We start from the raw sequence: 19,795 nt of genomic DNA on the forward strand, positions 1-19,795 counted from the left end.
GGGAACCCTCAATTGATACCGTTGGCGCGCTGCAGTTCGCGGACATAGGCGACGATCGCATTCACATCGCTGGTCGTCACGCCCGCTTGTGGAGGCATGTTCCCGAACGGCCAATGATGCGCTTGGACCCCATTCTGAGCGGCCATCTGAAACGCCATATCGCCGTGATGATTGGGTTCATAAATGGGGTGGATCAACGGCGGCCCAAAGCCCATCTTGCCCGTCGCATTGCTGCCGTGACAGGTGGCACAAACCGCGTCATAGGCCGTTTTCCCGAGCTGCGCCTGTGATGACAATTGATCAGGTACCTCAATGTTGACAAGTGGTGCTCCCTCCAGAGGAAGCGCAGTTTCCGCTGTCGAGGGTGATGGCGGGTTGGGAATTGCTACATATGCAGCGACGGAAAGTGCTGCGATGGCAGCGCCTCCAATGAATAGTTTTTTCATGATGATGTCCTGAATTACCCTGCAGTGATGCAGGATTGAAAAGTCATGGAACCAGCTCGGTTCCGCTTAATTTCAGAAACTCACATACGTGGAGGTGGCAGGTCGGATATCAACCCTAAGCTTTGCCAAATCGGCGCTACCTGCGTTGGATGGGCAATTGCTATCGGCTCAGACGACCATGTCTCCACATTGGGAACCATCGCATTGAACGGGCCGCAGTGCCCTTTCGAACAGGCCATCCCGTGCTCCGCAGCGTCACCGATGTCATGCGAATGATCAGGACAGGCATCGCAATCACTCATCGCCATGCCATGCACTGAGTACGCCTGGGTCATGCTCGGCAAAACAAGCATAGCCGACGTCACGATCAGCAGAATGGGAAAGAAAAACCGCACAACCTGTCCTGTCAATTGGATCACCAAATAGGGCCACAATTATCAGACACGGTCAACGGGTCGTAGTATTGATCACAAAATTGGGAAATGTCACTAAACGTCCACGCACAGCTGTTCCATTGCAGACGCTGCGCGATGGACGAATGTCCGGTTTGGTGAAGCTGCCACGCGGAGGTCGGCCACGGGCTTAACGGCAGCTTTGGGCCGAACCTGATCGGGTGGTGAAGGTCGATCGATCATGGTGCCGCGAAGCTGAGGCCAGCCGGAAAGAGCCCAAGACGGACATGATTTGTCATACTTTGAACCAAGTTGTCGTGTAGAGTATAGGGCTGTGCTAGACGGTACCAATATTGAGGAAAGTCATGAGCTTGGGATGTTTAAATATTTGTTGAAATCTGCTGTTAGGTCGGCAATTCGCGCCGCCGAGCAGAGCTACAACACGCCTGAGCGAAAAGGCGCAAGAGGCGAGCGCCGCGTTCACAATGCGCTGTCCTCGGTTCTGAATGAAAGCGAGTATCGAGTTCTGTCAGATTTAATCCTGCCGCTCGCAGGCAGCACGACCCAACTTGATCATCTTGTGCTCTCGCGGTTTGGGATATTCGTGATCGAAACCAAGAACATGTCTGGTTGGATTTTTGGTAGTGCGGATCAACCGAAATGGACGCAAGTGCAGAAAGGTGGCAAACGCCGCAGCTTCCAAAATCCGCTACGGCAGAACCATGCTCACGTCAAAGCCGTCGAGAGCATCTTGGAAGTCGACCCAAAGTTCCTACACAACTTTGTTGTATTCACAGGTAGCGCCGAACCGAAATCCGACATGCCGCAAAACGTTGCTTGGGGGTTGCGTGACCTAGGCAAGCTGATCGGTGCGCGACGAAAGATCATCTTTTCGGACATCCAATTGAATGCTTTTGCCGCAAAGCTGCGAGGTCAGGCATTGGAGAACAATAGCGCTGTTCGCAGTCAGCACTTGCAGAACCTTGAGAAGAAATTAGCGGCGAAATCAATCAAACAATTTAACGGACCCTCCGCCCCCTTGAGCCAAGCCTCCTGCCCGAAATGTGGAGGTGAAATGGTAAAGCGCGCAAATCGAAAAACGGGTGATCCATTTTGGGGGTGTGTGAAGTTTCCAAAGTGTAGGGGCACACGAACCGTGGATTGATATCAAAGGGATTGCTTTTCACTGGTATCCAGCAGGCGGCAGGTTCATGCGACCAGCTGCTTTCCCATAATCACCGCCGATTGGAGTTGTGAATGAGGGTTTTGAAAACGGGCCATATGGCAGTATCGCGCCGTCGTCTGTTTCGGTCGGCACTTCGGACCATGGCTATCGCTAAATGCTGCGAGACGCATGGGCGACCACTTTGCTAGAGCTAAGTCCCTTCGATTACTAGCTTGGCCAATGCTAGTTTTGGGCCGTTCGTGTCGGTCGGATTGAGGCCGTTGGGCAGGATTGTGGTGACGCAGCGAAGGTCTGGATTGAGCCCAGAGTCCTAGATTCTGCACGCCACGCAAATGACCTGAATCCGCTGCACAAAGCTGTCGTTCGACCTTTTTCAGCCCCGATTTAAGGGGAAGCTCACGCCGCCGCCGAGTTTTCCCGAAAGCGGCCACTGCTTGCTGGCCTCCGTCGCGTGACAAAATGTTGTCAGTACGCAAATGCAAATACACGAATTTGTGTGAAGCGAAGATTCTTATTGAACCTCCAGTTGGTGTAGGTTGTACCTGTCTTATGGAGCATGCGGCACATAATACGCAAATTGACTATTAGGACGGAGACAAGTTCAACATGTTGACAAGACGCCATTTCATCGCAACCACGACTGCTCTTTTTTCAGCCCCGCTGGCGTCGCCCGCTTTCGCCAACACATGGCCATCTGCGTCGCAAAAGGCTACCTGGGACGCGCAAGTTACTCCAGAAAACTTCGTTCTTGAGACATCTAACCCATGGGATCTTGCACCGCGTTTCCTGCCGCAACGGGTCGAGGCGCGGGATGGGCTGGTGCCTGGCGATATCCACGTCGATGCTGTCGCAAGATACCTCTACCACATCGAAGAAGGTGGCACGGCGATGCGATACGGCGTCGCGATTGCGCGCGGCAATCTTTATGAACCGGGCACCTATACGGTGCGCCGTCTGGTTGAGTGGCCGCATTGGACACCCACCCAATCAATGATCGAGCGTGACCCTGTGAACGCCCAGTGGGCTGACGGCATGGAGCCAGGTCCGACAAATGCCCTCGGCTCCCGTGCGATTTACCTCTACGTGGGCCAGCGTGATACGTATCTACGTATTCATGGCACGCCTCACCCCAGATCGATTGGGGGCCGCGCGAGTTCAGGCTGTGTTCGGATGGTGATGGCGCATATCAATGCGCTTTATCCAAATGTCGAAATGGGTTCGACTGTATATCTTTACTCCGCTTCGGATAGCGTGCTCTCAACTAGCTGACAGTCAAAGCATCGTCGATCACAGCAAACGAATGAAAATGGCTCTGATGAATTTAGGGCCGTTTTCGTTGTTACGTCTCAGCGGGCTGTTGAATGCAAATGTGACGGCTATCAGAGGTCCTGAGTGGCAGAGGTGTTCTTTCAACCGGGCCATTGTGCATGTACCAAAAGCAATTGTCGTCGGGGCGCAGGAAGGCCGACATAATGTCCTGATTGGGCCCTGCAATTGCAATCACTTCCTCAGGTATAGAACGTGTCGGGCTTGCGGCTTCAGGCTCGGTCATGGTGACCGCGCAAGCGCTCACGAGCGGTATAAGTGTGAATACGGCTGCACTTCGCTTGATCATCTTTTGGCTCCATTTACCTGAATATTGTTGCTTCGCTGATATGATGAAAGCCATACGATATTCAAGCTTTCCCGCCGTCGGCCTCAAAACTTGCTCCGGCGCGATGTTCGAAGGTGACTATTTGAGGCAGGTTTTCGCGGTTCAAACGAAAATCGGACGCGTTGTCATTTTTCTTCTTGAAGCTCTAGTTGCTGTAGCTCGTATCCTAATCAAAATAGTCGCGAATCTGAGGATAACTCATGCCACACGATGCTGCTCATCATGATCACGATCATGCCGCTTCTTCGCCTGATACAGGCACAAGTTGCTACGGTGGTGATGCTGTTCCGCCAACGCAAGTCAGCGCCTCCGACGGGCGTAGTTTCCACGTCAGCGGTTTGGACTGCGCGGAAGAGGTCTCGATCCTCAACCGCGTCGTCGGACCAAAGGTCGGTGGAGCGGAGTACCTCGCCTTTGATGTTATCAACGCGCGCATGACGGTTCTGGATGGTGGGACGAACCCGTCGTCGAAACAGATTATTGATTTGGTTGCTTCAACAGGCATGACGGCTAAGCCGTGGGATGCCGAGGACGCCAGCGCCGATCAGGCTGCACATTTGAAGAAACAAAAGCAGTTTACGATGTTGAGCGGAGGCTTTTGGGCGGCGGGGTTCATTTACCACCTCGTTGAAACCGGGATTGGCGGGGCCATCGGCATCTTTGCCGGCCATGGGGAATCCGCGATGCCAATGGCGGAGGTTGCCTTGTTCGCTGGCGCAATTCTATTCGGTGTGTGGCTGGTGGCACCTAAAGCATGGTCGTCTGCGCGCCGGATCTCTCCTGATATGAACCTGTTGATGGTGGTTGCCGTTGCCGGTGCCATTGGGCTTGGAGAATTCTTTGAGGCCGCAACTGTTGCGTTTTTCTTCTCACTCTCGCTCTATCTTGAAAGCTGGAGCGTCGGGCGGGCACGCAATGCTGTCTCGGCGCTTCTCGACCTCGCGCCTGCGACGGCGCGGGTAATAAACGAGGATGGGTCTGAGACGGATATTCCCGCCGCGGCCGTCGCTGTCGGAACCAAGTTCATCGTGCGCGGTGGGGACCGCATTCCCCTGGACGGAGAAGTTGTCGGCGGGGCGGGAGCTGTCGATCAGGCGCCCATTACGGGTGAAAGCGCTTTGGTGCCAAAAGAGGCGGGCGACGATGTTTACGCGGGCACCATCAATGGTGAGGGCACGTTGACCGTACGGGCAACGATGGCCGCGTCTGACACGGTTCTGTCCAAGATCATTCGCATGGTTGGCGATGCACATTCGCGTCGCGCTGAGGTCGAACAATGGGTGACAAAGTTCGCCCGCATTTACACTCCAGTTGTGATGGTGTTTGCCATTTTCATTGCCTTAATCCCGCCACTTGTCGCGGGCGGCGACTGGGGCTTTTGGTTCTATAACGCGCTGGTTTTGCTGGTCATCGCCTGTCCATGTGCCTTGGTGATCTCGACCCCAGTGTCCATTGTTGCATCGCTTGCGGCATCCGCCCGAAATGGTGTGCTGATCAAAGGCGGGGCCTATGTCGAAGCCCCCGGGCGCACCACTGCGTTGGCAATGGACAAGACCGGTACGATCACCATGGGTGAGCCCGAGGTTGCGGCCATTTATCCGCTTGGTGGCACAACCGAAGCCGAATTGATGGCACGGGCCGTGGCCCTCGAAGCGCGTTCCTCACATCCTCTAGCACGGGCTATCCTTGGCCGTGCAGAGCGGGACGGAATAAAAATCGTCGCCGCCGAGGATACCCGAACCGTCCCTGGGCGCGGCCTTGAGGGTCAAATGGGCGGTCAGTCCATCTGGCTCGGCTCAGACCGGTTTGCCGAGGAAAAGGGTCTTGGCGGGAATATTCCGGCTGATCTGCGCAATCAGATCGAAGGCGCTGGAAGCACGCTTGTGGCGATCGGTGATGCAAACGGCGTCAACGGCGTTCTCGAACTGCGCGACCGGATCCGGCCAGATGCCAAGGGCATTGTCGCGCGTTTGCACGCACAAGGTGTCAAAAAGATCGTGATGCTGACCGGCGACAACGCGGCCACGGCAAGAGCAGTGGCTGCCGAGGTGGGCATAGATGAGGTGCGGGCCGAACTCCTTCCCGAGGATAAGGTCACGGCCATCGAAGAACTGGTGGCGCAATATACGACCGTCGCGATGATCGGGGACGGAGTGAACGACGCACCGGCAATGGCGCGTGCGCATTACGGCATAGCAATGGGCGCAGTTGGGTCGGATGCTGCGATTGAAACGGCAGACATTGCTTTGATGACGGACGATATTGGCAAACTTCCATGGCTGATCGGGCATTCGCGCAGGACCATGTCGATCATCAAACAGAACATCGGGCTGTCCCTTGCAACCAAGGCCGTCTTCGTCGTGGCGACTGCCTTCGGTATGGCATCCATGTGGGGCGCGATTGCGGCAGACGTCGGGGTCTCGCTTCTCGTTGTCGCCAACGCCTTGCGATTGATAGGAGCACGCGACGGCGACCAAGGACCGCGCAGCGGAGAGCAAGTTGGCGAGGAAATGGCAAAAGGCGCGCTGGCACACGGCCATTGATCGGTGAAAGGCAACGCTGTATCCGATAGGCACAACGAACCTCCAAAGAAGAGGCATAGGGCAGTGATGATAACAAGATTACCGAGACGGCTTTTCCTATCTGGTGCGGTGGCTACATTCTTGGCCGGATGCGCCAACAAATTCAGGTCGTACACTGGCCCTGATGTGACACGCCTGCGCCTCTACAAATCTCAACGACTGCTCGTTCTCGATGGCGCGCAGGGTGTGTTGCGCACTTTCCCGGTCGGGCTTGGTTTTGCCCCCGAAGGACACAAGCAATTCGAGGGCGACGGACGCACGCCCGAAGGAACCTACACCATCGATCGCCGAAATCCGGAGAGCCTGTTTCATCTCTCAATAGGCATTTCTTACCCCAATGCCGAAGACCGTGCTTTCGCGGCTGCTCAGAGCCGGTCTCCAGGGGGTGATATCTTTATCCACGGTGGCCCGAGGCGGGGCATTGATCCGACAAATAAGCAGGACTGGACCGCAGGATGTATTGCGGTCACCGATCGGCAGATTGAAGAGATTTATGCCATGGTGCGCGATGGAACGCCCATCGACATTTATGCCTGAAAACGTGCCCTCCGCAGCGGATACAACAAAAGTACCCCCACGCCACACACGACAAATACATCGGCAAGGTTGAAGGCCGGCCAATACAGGCCAGCGATGTGGAAGCTCAGAAAGTCGGTAACGGCTTGAAATCGGAAGCGATCTACGACGTTACCGAGTGCGCCGCCAATGATAGCACCAAGCGCGACAGCTTCGATGTGATTGTCGCTGCGAAAAAGCATCACGCCGAGAACAGTGCATATCACGAGCGCCAATGCCGACAGTCCCCACCAAGGCATGCCCCCGAACATCCCGAAGCTAACCCCATCATTTTGAACATACACAAGGTCGAAAATGGGTAAGATTTGAATGCCGGTGGCAAACGAGGATGCGTTGTCCATGACAAAGAACTTCGTGACTTGATCCACGAAAAGAGCGATCAACACTGTAGTCAGGCCGGGAAGGATGAATATCTTCATCGTTTTTTACCCGAGCCAGACGTCCAAAAACAGCATGATGACCAAGCCGATCGCAAGGCCGAGCGTGGCCTTGTTCTGATGACCGCTTCGGTGGGTTTCAGGAATGATCTCGTGACTGATAACGTAGAGCATCGCGCCTGCCGCAAACGCCAAACCCCAAGGGAGAAGCGGTTCCGAGATCGTGATGATCCCCGCACCCAAAAGTCCGCCAATGGGTTCAACCATGCCAGTTAATGCGGCGATCCCCCAAGCCCGGACTTTCGAATACCCTTCGCCGAGCAGTGACACCGCGACGGCCAGACCTTCGGGCGCATTCTGCAGCCCGATCCCGATGGCAAGCGGCATACCGCCTGACACACCGTCTGCGCCAAAGCCGACGCCCACCGCCAGCCCTTCGGGAAAGTTGTGGATCGTGATGGCGATGATGAACAACCACACCCTGCGGAGCGATGCTGCCTCAGGCCCTTCGCGACCTGTGCTGAAATGCTCATGCGGTAGTTTCTCGTTCATGAGTGCCACGGCACCCATCCCAAGAAGGATCGCAATACACACAATTGCGGCCGGTGCTGCCTCGTTCACATATCGCAATTCAGCCGCATCAAGAGCAGGAATAATCAGCGAAAAGAAGGATGCAGCAAGCATCACGCCCGCCGCGAAACCAAGTGACAGGTCTCGGGTAGCGCGAGACGGCACGCGACCAAAAAGCACGGGTATTGCGCCAATGGCCGTCATTGAGCCTGCGGCAAGACTACCCAGAAATCCGAGCATAATAGGGGAGAGAGTGTCCAAATTCAGATCTTTCGTTTCAAATGGCTTCAATCGCCAGAATAGCTTGAGAAGACTTCTGTCGACCCGTCGTTGTTGATGAGAAACACGTCGTAGGCCTCACGCCAGCGGCTCTGATCCATACCAGGTGAGCCAAGTGGCATGTCCGGCACCGCGAGGCCTATTGCGTCCGGCCTTTCGCTGAGTAACCTGCGAATATCATCTGCTGGCACGTGGCCCTCGATCACGTAGCCCTCTACCAGACCCGTGTGACAGGACACCATTCTTTGCGGAACGCCATTATCGAGTTTGAAGCGTACAAAAAGGCCCGCAAACATATCTTCACCTGTGGGTTCGAAGCCGTTTTCTTCGAGGTGTTTCATCCACGCTAGGCAGCAACCGCAACCATTCGTCTTAACGACTTCAATTGGGGTCGTTTGGGCAATCGATTGCCCAGCCAATGCGAGCGTGAGCAAGGCGGAGAGTGAGAGTTTTTTCATTATCTAAAGCCTTTCCGACATCGTTTGAGCGACATCCGAATCAAGTAATCCAGTAAACTGGGCCCGGCTCTCATGAAGACGTGCTACAATGTCTGGATTGGTTCCTTCTGCGTTTGCCGCTTCGGCAAGCCGTTCTTCCGACATTGGATCTGTGGGTCGGCCATCCACCCGCACTTCATAATGCAGATTTGGACCCGTCGCAGTTCCTGTCGCGCCAACGCGACCGATAGCCTCACCCGCTGTAACCCTATCTCCGACCGAAAGACCGTCGGGCACGAAACTCAGATGGGCATAGCGGGTCATAGTGTCCGAGCCATGCGCGATCTCGACCACGCGTCCATAGCCGCCGCGTCGGCCAACAAAGGAGATAGTTCCAGGTGCGGTGGCATAAACGGGCGTCCCATGCGGAGCTGCAAAATCGACCCCTGTATGCATGCGCACATCTCCATACACCGGATGTCTGCGGTTGCCATACACCGAACTCAACCGCGCTCCCTTCACAGGCTGCGCGAACACGCGCAACACTTCTCCATCGACAAAAATTGTCGCGTTTCCAGAGTTGTCGTCCGGCCACACGATCTCATAACGGGTTTCGTCGATGGTCAGCGCAGCGAAGGACAGGTGAGGTTGTCCGATAATTTGGTCGCTGAGCCTGGCTTCACGCCACATCAATTGCAACGGTTCGTCGCCTTTCAAATCACGCCGGAAGTCTACAGTCCCCCCCAACATCTCAGCCAAGTCTACGGCAAACCGAGCGGGAACATCTGCCGATGCAAGAGTTGCCGAAATCGAGTTTTGCACCGTCGTATCTGCCGCCCGCAGCACCAAATCAGGCTCAGGCAGTATTCTCCGAGTGGCGGTCTCATCTGTGAAAACCGCTTCGATTTGGACGCCTTCGTCAACAGACAATACGGCTCGTCTCAGCGATCCGGAAACGGAAGTTTCAATCTCGATGCCATATCCGGGTCTAAGCTTGCGCAGGTCATATTCTGCCGCCATGGCCAGAGCTACTTCGGCGCGATCACCAGCAGAAAGGCCCGCCGCAGACAGCAATGCATCTAAGGTTTCACCCGAGGACAAGGTGCCCGACCAGGATACCACTGGCGAGGCCGTTTCCAAAAATGCTCTGTCGTAAGCTAGGGGCTCCGGCGGTTCTGAGGACCAAATGACTTTGTCAGCTGCCGCAATCGTGCTCCAGGAGGGTGCCTCCGTTTGCAGCGACATAGATGGCTGTCGCAAGGGAACGGGCTGCCAATTCGACGCCACAGCAATTGCATCGGGTGCCCGGGACGTTCCCCAGTTGGTCTGGGATGCCAAGATTAGCGTTAGGACTAAAGTAGCGCCTAAGACACCAAAGGCAGGATACCTCAACTTCATGATGTTTCTTCTTCCATTGTCAGGACGCGGCGGATTTTTGGCACCGCGAATTCCCGTTGTTCATGGTAATCTATCGTGCCGGAAAACTGCCCCTCAGCATCAAAGAGAAAGACGCTTGCCGTATGGTTCATTGCATAGTCGCCGCCCTCCGTGGCGACTTTTTCATATCGTGCGCGGAAGCCCGCCGCTGCCCGTGCCGTCGTATCCAGCGTTCCGCTCCAGCCTTGGATGGCAGGGTGAAAATAGCTGATATAGTCGGCCATGGCGTCCACGGTATCGCGTTCTGGGTCTACCGTGATGAATACGACATTCAGGTCCGCAACCTCATCGCCAAGATCGTCGAGCCAACCAGAGATGTCCGACAATGTGGTGGGGCACACATCAGGGCAATATGTGAAGCCGAAAAACACCATTGATGGATTACCGATAAGTGACGCAGGTCCAACGGTTGCCCCGTCCTGGTTGGTCATCTGGAATTCCATTTGGGTAAGCGGCAAAGGTCGCTGAGCCACCGGCTCAGGCGCACCCGGCCCATCAACCTGCCACCAGCCGATGAACAGCGTTAGCGCAACAACGCCGCTCACGGCTGCGCCAAAAGTAAGGAGCGTGCGCCGGTTCATCAGCCCTCCGGCCCGCGGGCGGCAATGCCAAGAATAGGCACATCAACGTTCAGCGTCCCGCCATCAGCAAAGTTCAGTGTCAGCGGAAAGGTCTCCCCTTCGACCATCTTGGTTTGCAAGCGCATCAACATGGCATGCATGCCGCCCGGTTCCAGCGAAACACTTTCGCCCGGAAGAATGGTGATTTCACCGACAGGGCCCATGGAACTGACACCATTTAAATCAGTCGTGGTTTCGTGGATGTCCGGCATCATGGCCAATGGGGTTTCCAGCCCGACCAATGTCACCGGGTCAGAACCCGTGTTGCGCAGGATCATGTAAGCTGCGCCTGGGCGGTTGGTGCCGATAGAAGCGCGGGCCCATGCGTCTTCGACTACAATGTCGCCGGAATCCGCCACAGCAGAGGCGGGCAACCCAATTAAGAGGCTGAATGCGATGGCGATGTAGGCAGTTGATTTCATGGGTTTGTTCCTAATAGCCAATTGTTCAGGATTCATGCGCAGCGACTTCCGCAGCAACGAGGGCGCGCAACTCGTCGGCGCCGAAGGGATCAAGAGGTTTGCCGTTTACAAAGAAAGTGGGGGTGCCACGGATCTCCATCGTTTCAACGTCTGCGCGGTCCTGATTAAGGATTGCAACAGTTTGCGGCGCCCTCATTTGGTCTTGGGCCGCTTCAACGTCAAGGCCAGCCTGTTCCGCAATACTAAGGAGCAAACCCGGCGCAGGTTCACCGTGCGACGCCCAGCGTGGCTGTTGTTCTAGGATCGCTTCTTTGACCGGGATAAAGACACCCTGCATGCGTGCCGCTTCCATTACCCTGATCGCCTCTTCTGACGCCGGGCCATGAAACGGGGTGTATCGAAGAACGACGCGAACCTGATCGCCGTGCTCAGCCATGATGTCCTTTATGATCGGATAGAAAGCACGGCAGGCTTCGCAGGCGGGATCGAAAAATTCCACGATTGTGACGGGGGCGTCCTCGGGTCCCATGATGGGAGAATAGGGACGCATCAGCGCCTCTGTTTGCTCGGATTGAAGCGGTTCGACCACGGCAACTGGTGCAGTGCGGGATTGATTCCAGGCAGCGGCCGCAAATATTGCGAGACCTGCAGCTAATGCGACTAGAACGATTGATTTACTTTTCACGTGCGGGGCTCCTTCAGGGAGATTAACGAAAAGAGTGCGATCAGAGCGAAGGCTATGAGCGCCAAGAGCGGAATTGGGACGCCAAGGAATAACTGGTTATCGCCGGTACAAGACGGGCCAGTCTCGGTGCAGGGTTTGATGGGTTCCGGAAGGATGCCTGTGTAAAGTCCAAGATGCCAAAGCGCGATGGCGGCCCCGCCAATGGCGAGCGCAACGCCGTAGCGGCCGACCCGATGATCCTCCCACCAGAGACCGAGGCCAAGAACGATTACTAAGGGGAACATGAAAGCGCGCTGAAACCAGCACAGATTGCAAGGTGCCTGACCCAGAACCTCACCAATATAGAGCACTGCTAAGGAACTCCCCAAAGCCACGATCCAGGCGGCGGCAAGAGCCGAATCTTTTGCCATCACTCGGCTCATATCTACATCCTCGCCCTTAGATCGGAAACAATCTCTTCAGCTGATGTGCCATATGTCCAAGCCCCGACATATCCGCCTTGGGGATCAAATAGGAACAGCTGGGAGGAATGTCCCATCGTGTATCCATTGGGCGAAGCGGCTTCCTCGATCTTCTCAAAGTACACGCGGAAGGTTTCCGATGTTCGCTTGATCTGATCGGCCGTGCCGGTGAGGCCTACTATATCTGCCTCGAAAGCCGGAACGAACTCTGCCAGTTTTTCGGGCGTATCACGTTCGGGGTCAATCGAGATAAAGAGCGGCTGGACTTTGGCGGCATCGGAGCCGAGCGCATCCATGACAGCGGCAACCTCTGCCAAGGTCGTGGGGCACACATCGGGGCAATTCGCAAAGCCGAAGAAGACGAGCAACCAGCGCCCTGCGAAGTCTTCGTCCGTCTGCACTATGCCTCGGTGATCGGTCAGTTCGAAGTCAGCTTGGAACGCGGGCGCATCAGCGCGCTGTTCTTCTCTGATAGAAAACTGCAAAAAAATGGACCCAACAACCACGATCGCGGTAAGTCCCCAAAGCATTTTTTGTAACGTAGAAAATTTCATTGGTTGTATTGCGCCCGATTCCGCCCATTTTTAAAGCGGTCTAAATGTTCTAGTTGCTAGAGGTTCAAGTTGTTTTTCGGCATTGCGGCGGCGTGTCACGGATCTGTGATTAGGGTGCTGGCTTGCGGATGCCAATAGCTATAGCTACCAACGCTATAGATATGGAGGTCACATGCTGACAATTGGAAGTTTGGGAAAGAAGACCGGAACAAAAGTTCAGACTGTCCGGTATTACGAACAGATCGGCCTGATGCCCGAACCAGGTCGCACCGAAGGCGGGCAGCGGCGCTACGGGGATGCGGAAGTTGACCGCTTGTCCTTTATCCGGCACGCACGCCAGTTGGGGTTTCCCCTTGAAGCGATCCGCGAGCTTCTCGATCTCAGTGATAATCCCGACCGCTCTTGCCATGAGGCGGATTCCATCGCCCGGCGGCAACTCAAGCAGGTAGAACTAAAAATGGATCGGCTGAAAGCGCTGCGCACAGAATTAAAGCGCATGATCCACGAATGCAGCGGAGGCAATACAGCGGACTGCAAGGTTCTCGAGGTTTTGCGCGATCATTCTGAGTGCCTGACCGATCACAATGAAATAGGGGCTTAACCGTTTCCACGGCTCTCAAGCTACTAAAACGAAGAGAACACTTGAACCTAAAGTCACTGTAGCAATTACATCTATCTCAAAGGCGATTCGAGGAGATAAAAATGAGCGCTGGTGATCGGCTGTTGGCAGCAACCCCAATCCTAAACTTCAACCACCCGTCGATTACACAACTGATCGAGGACCGAGGGTGGAAAGCCCTTTCCCAACATGATCGGATCGGCGCCGTCTACGATTTTGTCCGCAATGAAATTGCCTTTGGGTACAACCGCGCAGACGATATCCCGGCGGCCGACGTCCTCGATGACGGTTTTGGTCAGTGCAATACCAAGGGCACGTTACTTATGGCCTTGTTGCGCGCGGTAGGTGTGCGGTGTCGCCTTCACGGGTTCACGATCCACAAAGAACTGCAACGGGGCGTTGTACCAGAGCTCGTTTATCCTCTTGCCCCCAATGAGATCGTCCACTCATGGGTTGAGGTGGAGACCGAGATGGGTTGGGCGAACCTCGAAGGGTTCATTCTGGATGAAGAGTTTCTATTGGCGCTCCAATCCGCAATTACCGATTCACCCAGCCTCTGCGGTTATGGGGCGGGAACCGATTGTCTGCAGGCTCCGCCGGTAGAATGGACAGGGGGCGATACCTACATCCAGGAGACAGGCATCGCTCAGGACTTTGGCACTTTCGACGCACCCGACGAGTTCTACGCCGCTCATCAGCAGTCGTTTAGCTTCGTAAAGGGCATATTGTATCGCCATATCATACGCCATTGGATGAATACCCGCGTGCGGCGGATCAGGTCCGGTAACGTGCCGCAAATACCTGGCTTGGCGTTGCCCAATCATAAGCACGAGGAGTCCCGTCATGCCTCATGATCACGGTCACGCGCATATTGATCCCGCTTCTGGCGACCGCCGTGTCTCTATCGCGATCTGGGCCAACGCGCTTCTGACGGTCGCGCAGATCGTCGGCGGGATCTTGTCGGGCAGCCTCGCGCTTATTGCAGATGCGCTCCACAATTTCTCAGACATGGCATCCTTGGTGATCGCTTTTGCAGCTCGGAAAATCGCAAGACGCCCTGCGGACGAGCGCATGACATTCGGCTATGGCCGGATCGAAGTTGTGGCTGCCTTGATCAACTACACCACCCTCATCCTCGTTGGCTTCTATCTCATCTACGAAGGCGGAATGCGTTTGATCGAACCGACCGAAGTGGCCGGTTGGACAGTAGTGATCCTTGGTTCGGTGGCGCTGGTCGTGGACACGTTGACAGCGCTGCTGACCTATTCGATGCAAAAGGGCAGCGTCAACATTCGGGCGCTCTTCCTGCATAACCTGTCTGACGCACTGGCTTCTGTTGCCGTAATTATCGGCGGCTCGCTCATCCTGCTCTATAACATGTGGTGGGTCGATCCGGCGATCACGATCGGCATCGCGCTCTACATCCTCTACCTTGCAGTTACCGAAATCGGTGGCCCTATTCGTATCCTGATGCTCGGAAGCCCACCCAACATCGACAATGATGCCGTTGTTGCTGCAATCAGCGACGTCGATGGTGTGCATGATGTCCACCATGTTCATCTGTGGCAGATGCAAGAGAATGAGGCGGCGCTAGATTGCCATGTCGTGACCGCTGATGGCGCATTCGGCGAAGGGATCAAAGCGGCAGTGAAAGCGCGCCTCGCCGAAGAGTTCGGCATCCGGCACTCCACTCTCGAATTGGAGGATCTGGGGAATGCACACGATGGAGCGCAGCTCTATGGGCATGAGGAGACCAGATAATGATAGAAGTCATCTTGATTTACTTAGGTCTGGGAATTGCTGCGCTGACACTTGCTTCGATCCTTTGGTCAATCGCTTTCCCCGAGCGTCGTATCTGGCCGCCCAAGCGCTACACGTCGATCACACCAATTCTGGTCTGGGTGCCAACGTTTTCGTTGTTTGGCATTCTGATCATGCTTGGCATCTTGGGCTGGGGTGATCTGGCGTTTCCCACCTGGCTGCGTTTCGGGGTCGGGATACCGCTCATTGTGTTCGGCAATGTTGTCGTCTGGTCTGAAGTCGCTCATTTCGGGGTTCCGCAAACGGGCGGCGCGAAAGGTACGCTGAGGACCGCTGGCATGTATCGTTACTCTCGCAATCCTCAGTACTTGGCCGATATCGCGATTGTTGGTGGATGGATGATACTTTCTGCAGCACCATCAACGCTCATTATTGGAACGGCTTCGATCTTGGTTTTGGTAGCTGCGCCATTCGCGGAAGAACCGTGGCTCAAGAAGCAATACGGGTCTGATTTTGAAGAGTATATGGCGTCAACCCGTCGTTTTATCTGAGCCGCCTCGCTAAGAGGCTTTTCGAAGGTTCGTTGACCCTTCAGCTGCGCGAGGCCTGAATCGCCCCTAGGCGCAGCAGGACTTACCTTCTTGAATCGGCGGACATGGAACAGTTGCGTAAGAACAATAGACGCAGCAATCCCCCTCGAGCGGTTTCAAGACTGACTGACATGACTTGCATTCATAGAACCATTGGCAAGCATCTGTCGGCATAGTCTCAGTTTCGACGTGTCCGCAATTTGGACAGGTGAGAGTAGATTGCAGCACTACTTTTGTTTCTTCTGTCGCCATAGCGCGTACCCCGTCAGAATTAGAAATCCTGCCAATATCGGCAGCAAAACGGCATCGTTGTAAACAACGCCAAGTAAGCCCGTCAGGCCAAGCGCTGTCAGTACGACCGGCAGTAACGGTGTGAAGCAACAGAGCGCGGCCAAGATCGTGCCACCCACTCCTAGGGCCAATAGTTTGTTCTTCATTGTGTCGATCTCCACAAATCCCACATAAAACGCTGTGCGGATGCTTCCCACATGGGCGAAGATAGCGCGACCAGAAAGGCGATGGACGCGACTGTAGTCCAGACGATTGTGGACCGCCTGCGCGTTGCACATGGCCTGCGCCGAAGCACCCGATACCATGCCCAAACGAGGGCAATCGCGACTCCGACAAGAATGAAGTCCCGGTAAGCGACGAATGGCCCAAGCATGGTGAGCCATGAACCACCTAGGCCCAGTATCGAAAGGCCGATAGGCAAAACACAGCACGACGCCGAAAACAGCGCCAGAAGTGCTGCGAAGGGCATCACAAGCCTGGAAGCAACGCCAGAGTTCGCCACCGGTTGTTGATTTGCATTCAAATCCATTTTGCTTTTCTACTTCCTGTAGTGACTACAGGAGCAAGCAGAATGTTCACCATCGGCAAAGCGTCGGAACAAAGCGGCGTGAACATCGAAACGATCCGCTACTATGAACGAGAGGGGATTGTTCCGAAGCCGGGGCGATCAGCAGGTGGACGTCGGCTGTACTCGTCCGCTGAGATTGCCAAACTCAGGTTCGTGCGCCGCTGTCGCGATTTGGGCTTTCCGATCTCAATCATACAGACTTTTCTATCGCTCACTGCACAAAAGGGCCGATCCTGTGGTGAAGCGAAGACCATGGCTGAGGACCATTTGGGTGAAATAAACGCGAAGATAGAGAACCTCACTCGCCTCAGAGAAGCGCTCTTGAGCCTTTCCAAGAATTGCGACGATGGAACCGCAGCCTGTCCAATGCTGGACGCTCTGATGAAGGATGGTTTTGGCGACGGGCTACGCGAGTAATGCAGCCGTAAGTTTTTGCTTCGCAAACCGCAACTCTGTCCTGCAACTCAATCATCTGAAGGTGAATTTCGCTAAAATTTGCTCGAACGGCTGCTCTTGCTAGTTTGACGCGATGCATACACCGGATCAATCTCAAACCGACTTCATCGGCGGGTGTCGCGATGCACCGAAACCGGCCGTCGATTCAAAATTACGCAAGGTCGGCTAGGTCCGCACTGCCGACCTTTGGCAAACAAAAATGCTGCACAATGTGTCGAAGGTCTGCTTCGGGGAAGCCGCATCGCAGCGCTTGGACATCTGGCCAACGGCGGCTTTGGGCCGCAAGGGAACGTTTAATTGAAAATGTCACTGGCGTATCCGTTGTGAAACGTCATCTCGACTATCGTTCCGATAGGCCAGCGCGTGGTTGATACTCATTCTCAAGTGTGTCTAATCACCATAGTGTGGGTCTATCTTATTATTGGGACCTATTATGTGACTAATTATGAAATGATTATATAAAAATTAATAAAATCAATAATATATAACTTAATGCCAGCCCCCTCCTAAGGGGCAGGTTGCAGGTTCGAATCCTGCCGGGGTCACCAATCACACCATTCGAATAACGTCTTTGTCGATCGCCAACATGTACCCGCGGCGAGCGATGTTTTTGACCAATAGTTCGCTGACCATCTGGTTGCCCAGCGTATCACGCAGGCGTTTGATGCGGGTGGCGCCGGCGGCTTCGTCGCAGTCGGACGCATCGCGGCCTGATATCATACCTTCGATTTCGGCGCCGGATAGGACCTCGTCGTCCATGCGGGCTTCGGCCAGGATCGACAGGGTTTCGGTCGCGGCGGCGGTCAGTTTGAATTCGAAATTGTTCAGGTAGACCGTGTTCTGGTCGCGCGAAATCAGCAGGCTGTTGACCTCAATCCCTTTGCGTTCGATTTGGCCCATGCGGCGGTTCATTTGCACCAGCATCACCAAAAACGCTACGGCGGCGATCAACATGGCGGTCGCGAAAATCAGCAGGACGTAGATCACGAACCGATAGCTTTCGAACGTATCAGAAAACGCGGTGCCCGACTGCGCCAGAATTTCCAGCAGCTTGATTTCGGCCTGATTGGTCAGGTCATCGTTTTCCACAAAGATCTGTTCGACGCGGGCATTGAACGCGTTTGCATCGGGCAGGTTGGCAAACAGAACGATCGCCGCAATTGCCAAAATCAGAACGATCGCGGCGATGCCAGCGACCACCACTTTGTTACCTGTCGCGCGCGTTTCAGAAGCGGAGATAGAATTCGCCTGCACTGTCCTGTTTATCCTCTAATCCGTTTTCGTCGAAAACGCTCATGACTGTCAGCAATACCCATCCGCCATTTTCAAGGCGGGTGGCAAGTTCGTTTTCGGCGTTTTCAGCGGTGCAGGCACCATTGATTTCGGCCACGCCATAGTGAAGGCGCAGGGGATCGTCCTGTTTCGCCTTGTAATCGGCGTAGCAGGCGGCATTGGCTGCCGATGCCCCAAGGGTGAAAAGTGCAAATGCGATGTGTTTCATGGTGCTATCAGATCATCACGAGGGGCGTCGTTATTCAATAACCGATGTCATGATATCGCGTGACGCGGCCGTTTCGATCAACGGTTGGGATAGTTTCATAAACGATAGGACCTAACCCATGTTCAAACATCTCACTCACCTTGGTTGCGCGGCGGCGATTGCATTGGCCGCGACCTCTACACCTGCCGTGGCGCAGGACCGCAATAACGAAGCCGTCGGAAATGCGATTATTGGCCTGACGTTTCTGGCGTTGGTTGGGGCGGCCATTGCGAACAGCGACGATGATCGCCCAACGGGTCAGTCAAATACGCAGCCCGATCAAAACAGGCCAAATCTGTGGGGGCAAGCGCGCGAAGGCGTTCAGACGCGCAACAATGGCAGGCTAGATCGCGGGTGGCACGCAGATCGTTTGGCCCCTTTGCCGGATGAATGCCTGTCTGCGCGCCTGATTAATCGGCAGGCACGGCTGGTGTACGGACAAACGTGCCTAAATAGGAATTACAGCGATGTCGCCCAGTTGCGCAATCAGTGCCGCGTGACATTCGATACGCAGCGCGGGCTGCGGCAGGGATATGACGCGGACTGTTTGGCCAATGATCCGCGCATTCGCCGCAATTGATGCGGTGTGGGGCAAAGGTTGGACATGGCCTTTGTCCCGTTCTAATGCTGGCACATGACCAAAACTGTTCCCGATTTTTCCTATGAACTGTCCGCGCAATCGCGCGGATTTACCCGTATCGCTGGCGTGGACGAGGTTGGCCGCGGCCCGCTATGCGGCCCCGTGACCGCCGCAGCCGTGATTCTGGACCCGACGAAAATTCCCGAAGGCCTGAACGATTCAAAACAGCTGACCGCGCGCAAACGGGCCGCATTGATGGAACAAATTCTGGACGCCGCCGAAATTTCCATCGCCCACGCCACGGTAGAAGAGATTGACGACATCAATATTTATCACGCATCGCATCTGGCCATGGTGCGCGCGGTGGCAGGTTTATCGATCCCGCCGGACTATGTTTTGATCGACGGAAATCGCGTTCCCAAAGACCTGACCATAGAATCGGAACCCGTGGTCAAAGGCGACGCCAAATCAGTGTCCATCGCGGCCGCATCTATCGCTGCGAAATTGTGTCGTGATGAGATAATGGTGGACTTAGCGCAACAGTATCCCGGCTATGGTTGGGAAAAGAATGCGGGCTATGGAACGGCGCAACACCTTGAAGCGCTTAAACTTTTGGGCGTTACCCCACATCATCGGCGGAGTTTTAAACCGATACACAACATCTTGTATCAAGAGTGAAATATAACCTTCTGATTCAAAAAACATTTTGACA

The 19,795-nt window shown here is 55.0% G+C and carries 25 protein-coding genes; 11 read left to right on the forward strand and 14 right to left on the reverse strand.

Features of this window, described 5'->3' with window-relative positions; translation table 11 throughout:
- Window positions 1-8 precede the first annotated feature (8 nt).
- Complete coding sequence (locus ACXAGA_RS05790; protein ID WP_475116568.1) at window positions 9-446, reverse strand: c-type cytochrome; 438 nt, start codon at window positions 444-446, stop codon at window positions 9-11.
- A 768-nt stretch (window positions 447-1,214) separates the two neighbouring features.
- Here ACXAGA_RS05790 and ACXAGA_RS05795 point away from each other — a divergent pair.
- The 4 genes from ACXAGA_RS05795 (at window position 1,215) to ACXAGA_RS05810 (ending at window position 6,797) form a co-directional block, all read left to right on the forward strand.
- Window positions 1,215-2,003: a nuclease-related domain-containing protein gene (locus ACXAGA_RS05795; RefSeq protein ID WP_475116569.1), complete on the forward strand. Its 789-nt coding sequence runs from the start codon at window positions 1,215-1,217 to the stop codon at window positions 2,001-2,003.
- Window positions 2,004-2,630: 627 nt separating this feature from the next.
- Window positions 2,631-3,293, forward strand: coding sequence for a L,D-transpeptidase (locus ACXAGA_RS05800; protein WP_025054197.1), 663 nt, complete (start codon window positions 2,631-2,633; stop codon window positions 3,291-3,293).
- Window positions 3,294-3,878: 585 nt separating this feature from the next.
- Window positions 3,879-6,221, forward strand: coding sequence for a heavy metal translocating P-type ATPase (locus ACXAGA_RS05805; protein WP_025054195.1), 2,343 nt, complete (start codon window positions 3,879-3,881; stop codon window positions 6,219-6,221).
- A gap of 66 nt (window positions 6,222-6,287) precedes the next feature.
- Entirely contained in the window at window positions 6,288-6,797 is a 510-nt protein-coding gene (locus ACXAGA_RS05810) for a L,D-transpeptidase family protein (protein ID WP_037969026.1), read from the forward strand.
- Here ACXAGA_RS05810 and lspA read toward each other — a convergent pair.
- From lspA to ACXAGA_RS05855, 9 genes are all read right to left on the reverse strand, one after another.
- Entirely contained in the window at window positions 6,788-7,255 is a 468-nt protein-coding gene (gene lspA, locus ACXAGA_RS05815; protein ID WP_025054193.1) for a signal peptidase II, read from the reverse strand. The two genes, ACXAGA_RS05810 and lspA, sit on opposite strands and share 10 nt — an antisense overlap.
- Before the next feature lie 6 nt (window positions 7,256-7,261).
- Complete coding sequence (locus ACXAGA_RS05820; RefSeq protein WP_025054192.1) at window positions 7,262-8,044, reverse strand: ZIP family metal transporter; 783 nt, start codon at window positions 8,042-8,044, stop codon at window positions 7,262-7,264.
- Between the two features lie 26 nt (window positions 8,045-8,070).
- Entirely contained in the window at window positions 8,071-8,520 is a 450-nt protein-coding gene (locus ACXAGA_RS05825) for a DUF411 domain-containing protein (RefSeq protein WP_025054191.1), read from the reverse strand.
- 3 nt (window positions 8,521-8,523) lie between these two features.
- On the reverse strand, window positions 8,524-9,639 hold the full coding sequence (locus ACXAGA_RS05830) for a M23 family metallopeptidase (RefSeq protein ID WP_231725199.1): 1,116 nt from the start codon (window positions 9,637-9,639) through the stop codon (window positions 8,524-8,526).
- A 254-nt stretch (window positions 9,640-9,893) separates the two neighbouring features.
- Window positions 9,894-10,517, reverse strand: a complete 624-nt coding sequence (locus ACXAGA_RS05835; RefSeq protein ID WP_025054189.1) for an SCO family protein — start codon at window positions 10,515-10,517, stop codon at window positions 9,894-9,896.
- Window positions 10,517-10,978, reverse strand: coding sequence for a copper chaperone PCu(A)C (locus ACXAGA_RS05840; RefSeq protein WP_025054188.1), 462 nt, complete (start codon window positions 10,976-10,978; stop codon window positions 10,517-10,519). Before ACXAGA_RS05840 ends, ACXAGA_RS05835 begins: the two co-directional genes overlap by 1 nt.
- A gap of 25 nt (window positions 10,979-11,003) precedes the next feature.
- Window positions 11,004-11,663 carry a DsbA family protein gene (locus tag ACXAGA_RS05845; RefSeq protein ID WP_025054187.1) on the reverse strand — a complete coding sequence of 220 codons (660 nt, stop codon included), beginning with the start codon at window positions 11,661-11,663 and terminating at the stop codon, window positions 11,004-11,006.
- The gene (locus ACXAGA_RS05850; RefSeq protein ID WP_025054186.1) at window positions 11,660-12,085 is read right to left on the reverse strand and encodes a disulfide bond formation protein B; all 426 of its coding nucleotides are present in this window, start codon (window positions 12,083-12,085) and stop codon (window positions 11,660-11,662) included. Before ACXAGA_RS05850 ends, ACXAGA_RS05845 begins: the two co-directional genes overlap by 4 nt.
- Before the next feature lie 2 nt (window positions 12,086-12,087).
- Complete coding sequence (locus ACXAGA_RS05855) at window positions 12,088-12,678, reverse strand: SCO family protein (protein WP_037969025.1); 591 nt, start codon at window positions 12,676-12,678, stop codon at window positions 12,088-12,090.
- 172 nt (window positions 12,679-12,850) lie between these two features.
- Between ACXAGA_RS05855 and ACXAGA_RS05860 the strand changes: the two genes are divergently transcribed.
- The 4 genes from ACXAGA_RS05860 to ACXAGA_RS05875 all read left to right on the forward strand — a co-directional run bounded on the left by ACXAGA_RS05860 (window position 12,851) and on the right by ACXAGA_RS05875 (window position 15,609).
- Entirely contained in the window at window positions 12,851-13,279 is a 429-nt protein-coding gene (locus ACXAGA_RS05860) for a MerR family transcriptional regulator (protein ID WP_025054184.1), read from the forward strand.
- Between the two features lie 101 nt (window positions 13,280-13,380).
- Window positions 13,381-14,151: a transglutaminase-like domain-containing protein gene (locus ACXAGA_RS05865; RefSeq protein ID WP_475116570.1), complete on the forward strand. Its 771-nt coding sequence runs from the start codon at window positions 13,381-13,383 to the stop codon at window positions 14,149-14,151.
- Complete coding sequence (locus ACXAGA_RS05870) at window positions 14,141-15,058, forward strand: cation diffusion facilitator family transporter (protein ID WP_025054182.1); 918 nt, start codon at window positions 14,141-14,143, stop codon at window positions 15,056-15,058. Before ACXAGA_RS05865 ends, ACXAGA_RS05870 begins: the two co-directional genes overlap by 11 nt.
- Window positions 15,058-15,609: a methyltransferase family protein gene (locus ACXAGA_RS05875; RefSeq protein WP_025054181.1), complete on the forward strand. Its 552-nt coding sequence runs from the start codon at window positions 15,058-15,060 to the stop codon at window positions 15,607-15,609. Before ACXAGA_RS05870 ends, ACXAGA_RS05875 begins: the two co-directional genes overlap by 1 nt.
- 66 nt (window positions 15,610-15,675) lie before the next feature.
- On the opposite strand, the gene ACXAGA_RS05880 is transcribed toward ACXAGA_RS05875, so the two are convergent.
- Together ACXAGA_RS05880 and merF are read right to left on the reverse strand one after the other, a co-directional pair.
- The gene (locus ACXAGA_RS05880; protein WP_076400265.1) at window positions 15,676-15,900 is read right to left on the reverse strand and encodes a GDCCVxC domain-containing (seleno)protein; all 225 of its coding nucleotides are present in this window, start codon (window positions 15,898-15,900) and stop codon (window positions 15,676-15,678) included.
- A complete protein-coding gene (gene merF / locus ACXAGA_RS05885) occupies window positions 15,876-16,217 on the reverse strand; it encodes a mercury resistance system transport protein MerF (protein ID WP_306345409.1) in 342 nt (113 codons plus the stop codon). The genes ACXAGA_RS05880 and merF overlap by 25 nt, the downstream gene beginning before the upstream one ends.
- A 293-nt stretch (window positions 16,218-16,510) precedes the next feature.
- Here merF and ACXAGA_RS05890 point away from each other — a divergent pair, with 293 nt between their 5' ends.
- Window positions 16,511-16,924 (forward strand): MerR family transcriptional regulator, encoded by a 414-nt coding sequence (locus ACXAGA_RS05890; RefSeq protein WP_025054180.1) that lies wholly within the window; start codon window positions 16,511-16,513, stop codon window positions 16,922-16,924.
- Window positions 16,925-17,512: 588 nt separating this feature from the next.
- Here ACXAGA_RS05890 and ACXAGA_RS05895 read toward each other — a convergent pair.
- Both ACXAGA_RS05895 and ACXAGA_RS05900 read right to left on the reverse strand, forming a co-directional pair.
- Entirely contained in the window at window positions 17,513-18,217 is a 705-nt protein-coding gene (locus ACXAGA_RS05895; protein WP_475116571.1) for a winged helix-turn-helix domain-containing protein, read from the reverse strand.
- The gene (locus ACXAGA_RS05900; protein ID WP_475116572.1) at window positions 18,189-18,464 is read right to left on the reverse strand and encodes a hypothetical protein; all 276 of its coding nucleotides are present in this window, start codon (window positions 18,462-18,464) and stop codon (window positions 18,189-18,191) included. Before ACXAGA_RS05900 ends, ACXAGA_RS05895 begins: the two co-directional genes overlap by 29 nt.
- 118 nt (window positions 18,465-18,582) lie before the next feature.
- Here ACXAGA_RS05900 and ACXAGA_RS05905 point away from each other — a divergent pair, with 118 nt between their 5' ends.
- Window positions 18,583-19,083, forward strand: coding sequence for a hypothetical protein (locus ACXAGA_RS05905; protein ID WP_475116573.1), 501 nt, complete (start codon window positions 18,583-18,585; stop codon window positions 19,081-19,083).
- Window positions 19,084-19,137: 54 nt separating this feature from the next.
- Window positions 19,138-19,761, forward strand: coding sequence for a ribonuclease HII (locus tag ACXAGA_RS05910; RefSeq protein WP_475116574.1), 624 nt, complete (start codon window positions 19,138-19,140; stop codon window positions 19,759-19,761).
- The last annotated feature ends 34 nt before the right edge of the window (window positions 19,762-19,795 follow it).

The organism is Marivivens sp. ABH4_498 (assembly GCF_056160585.1).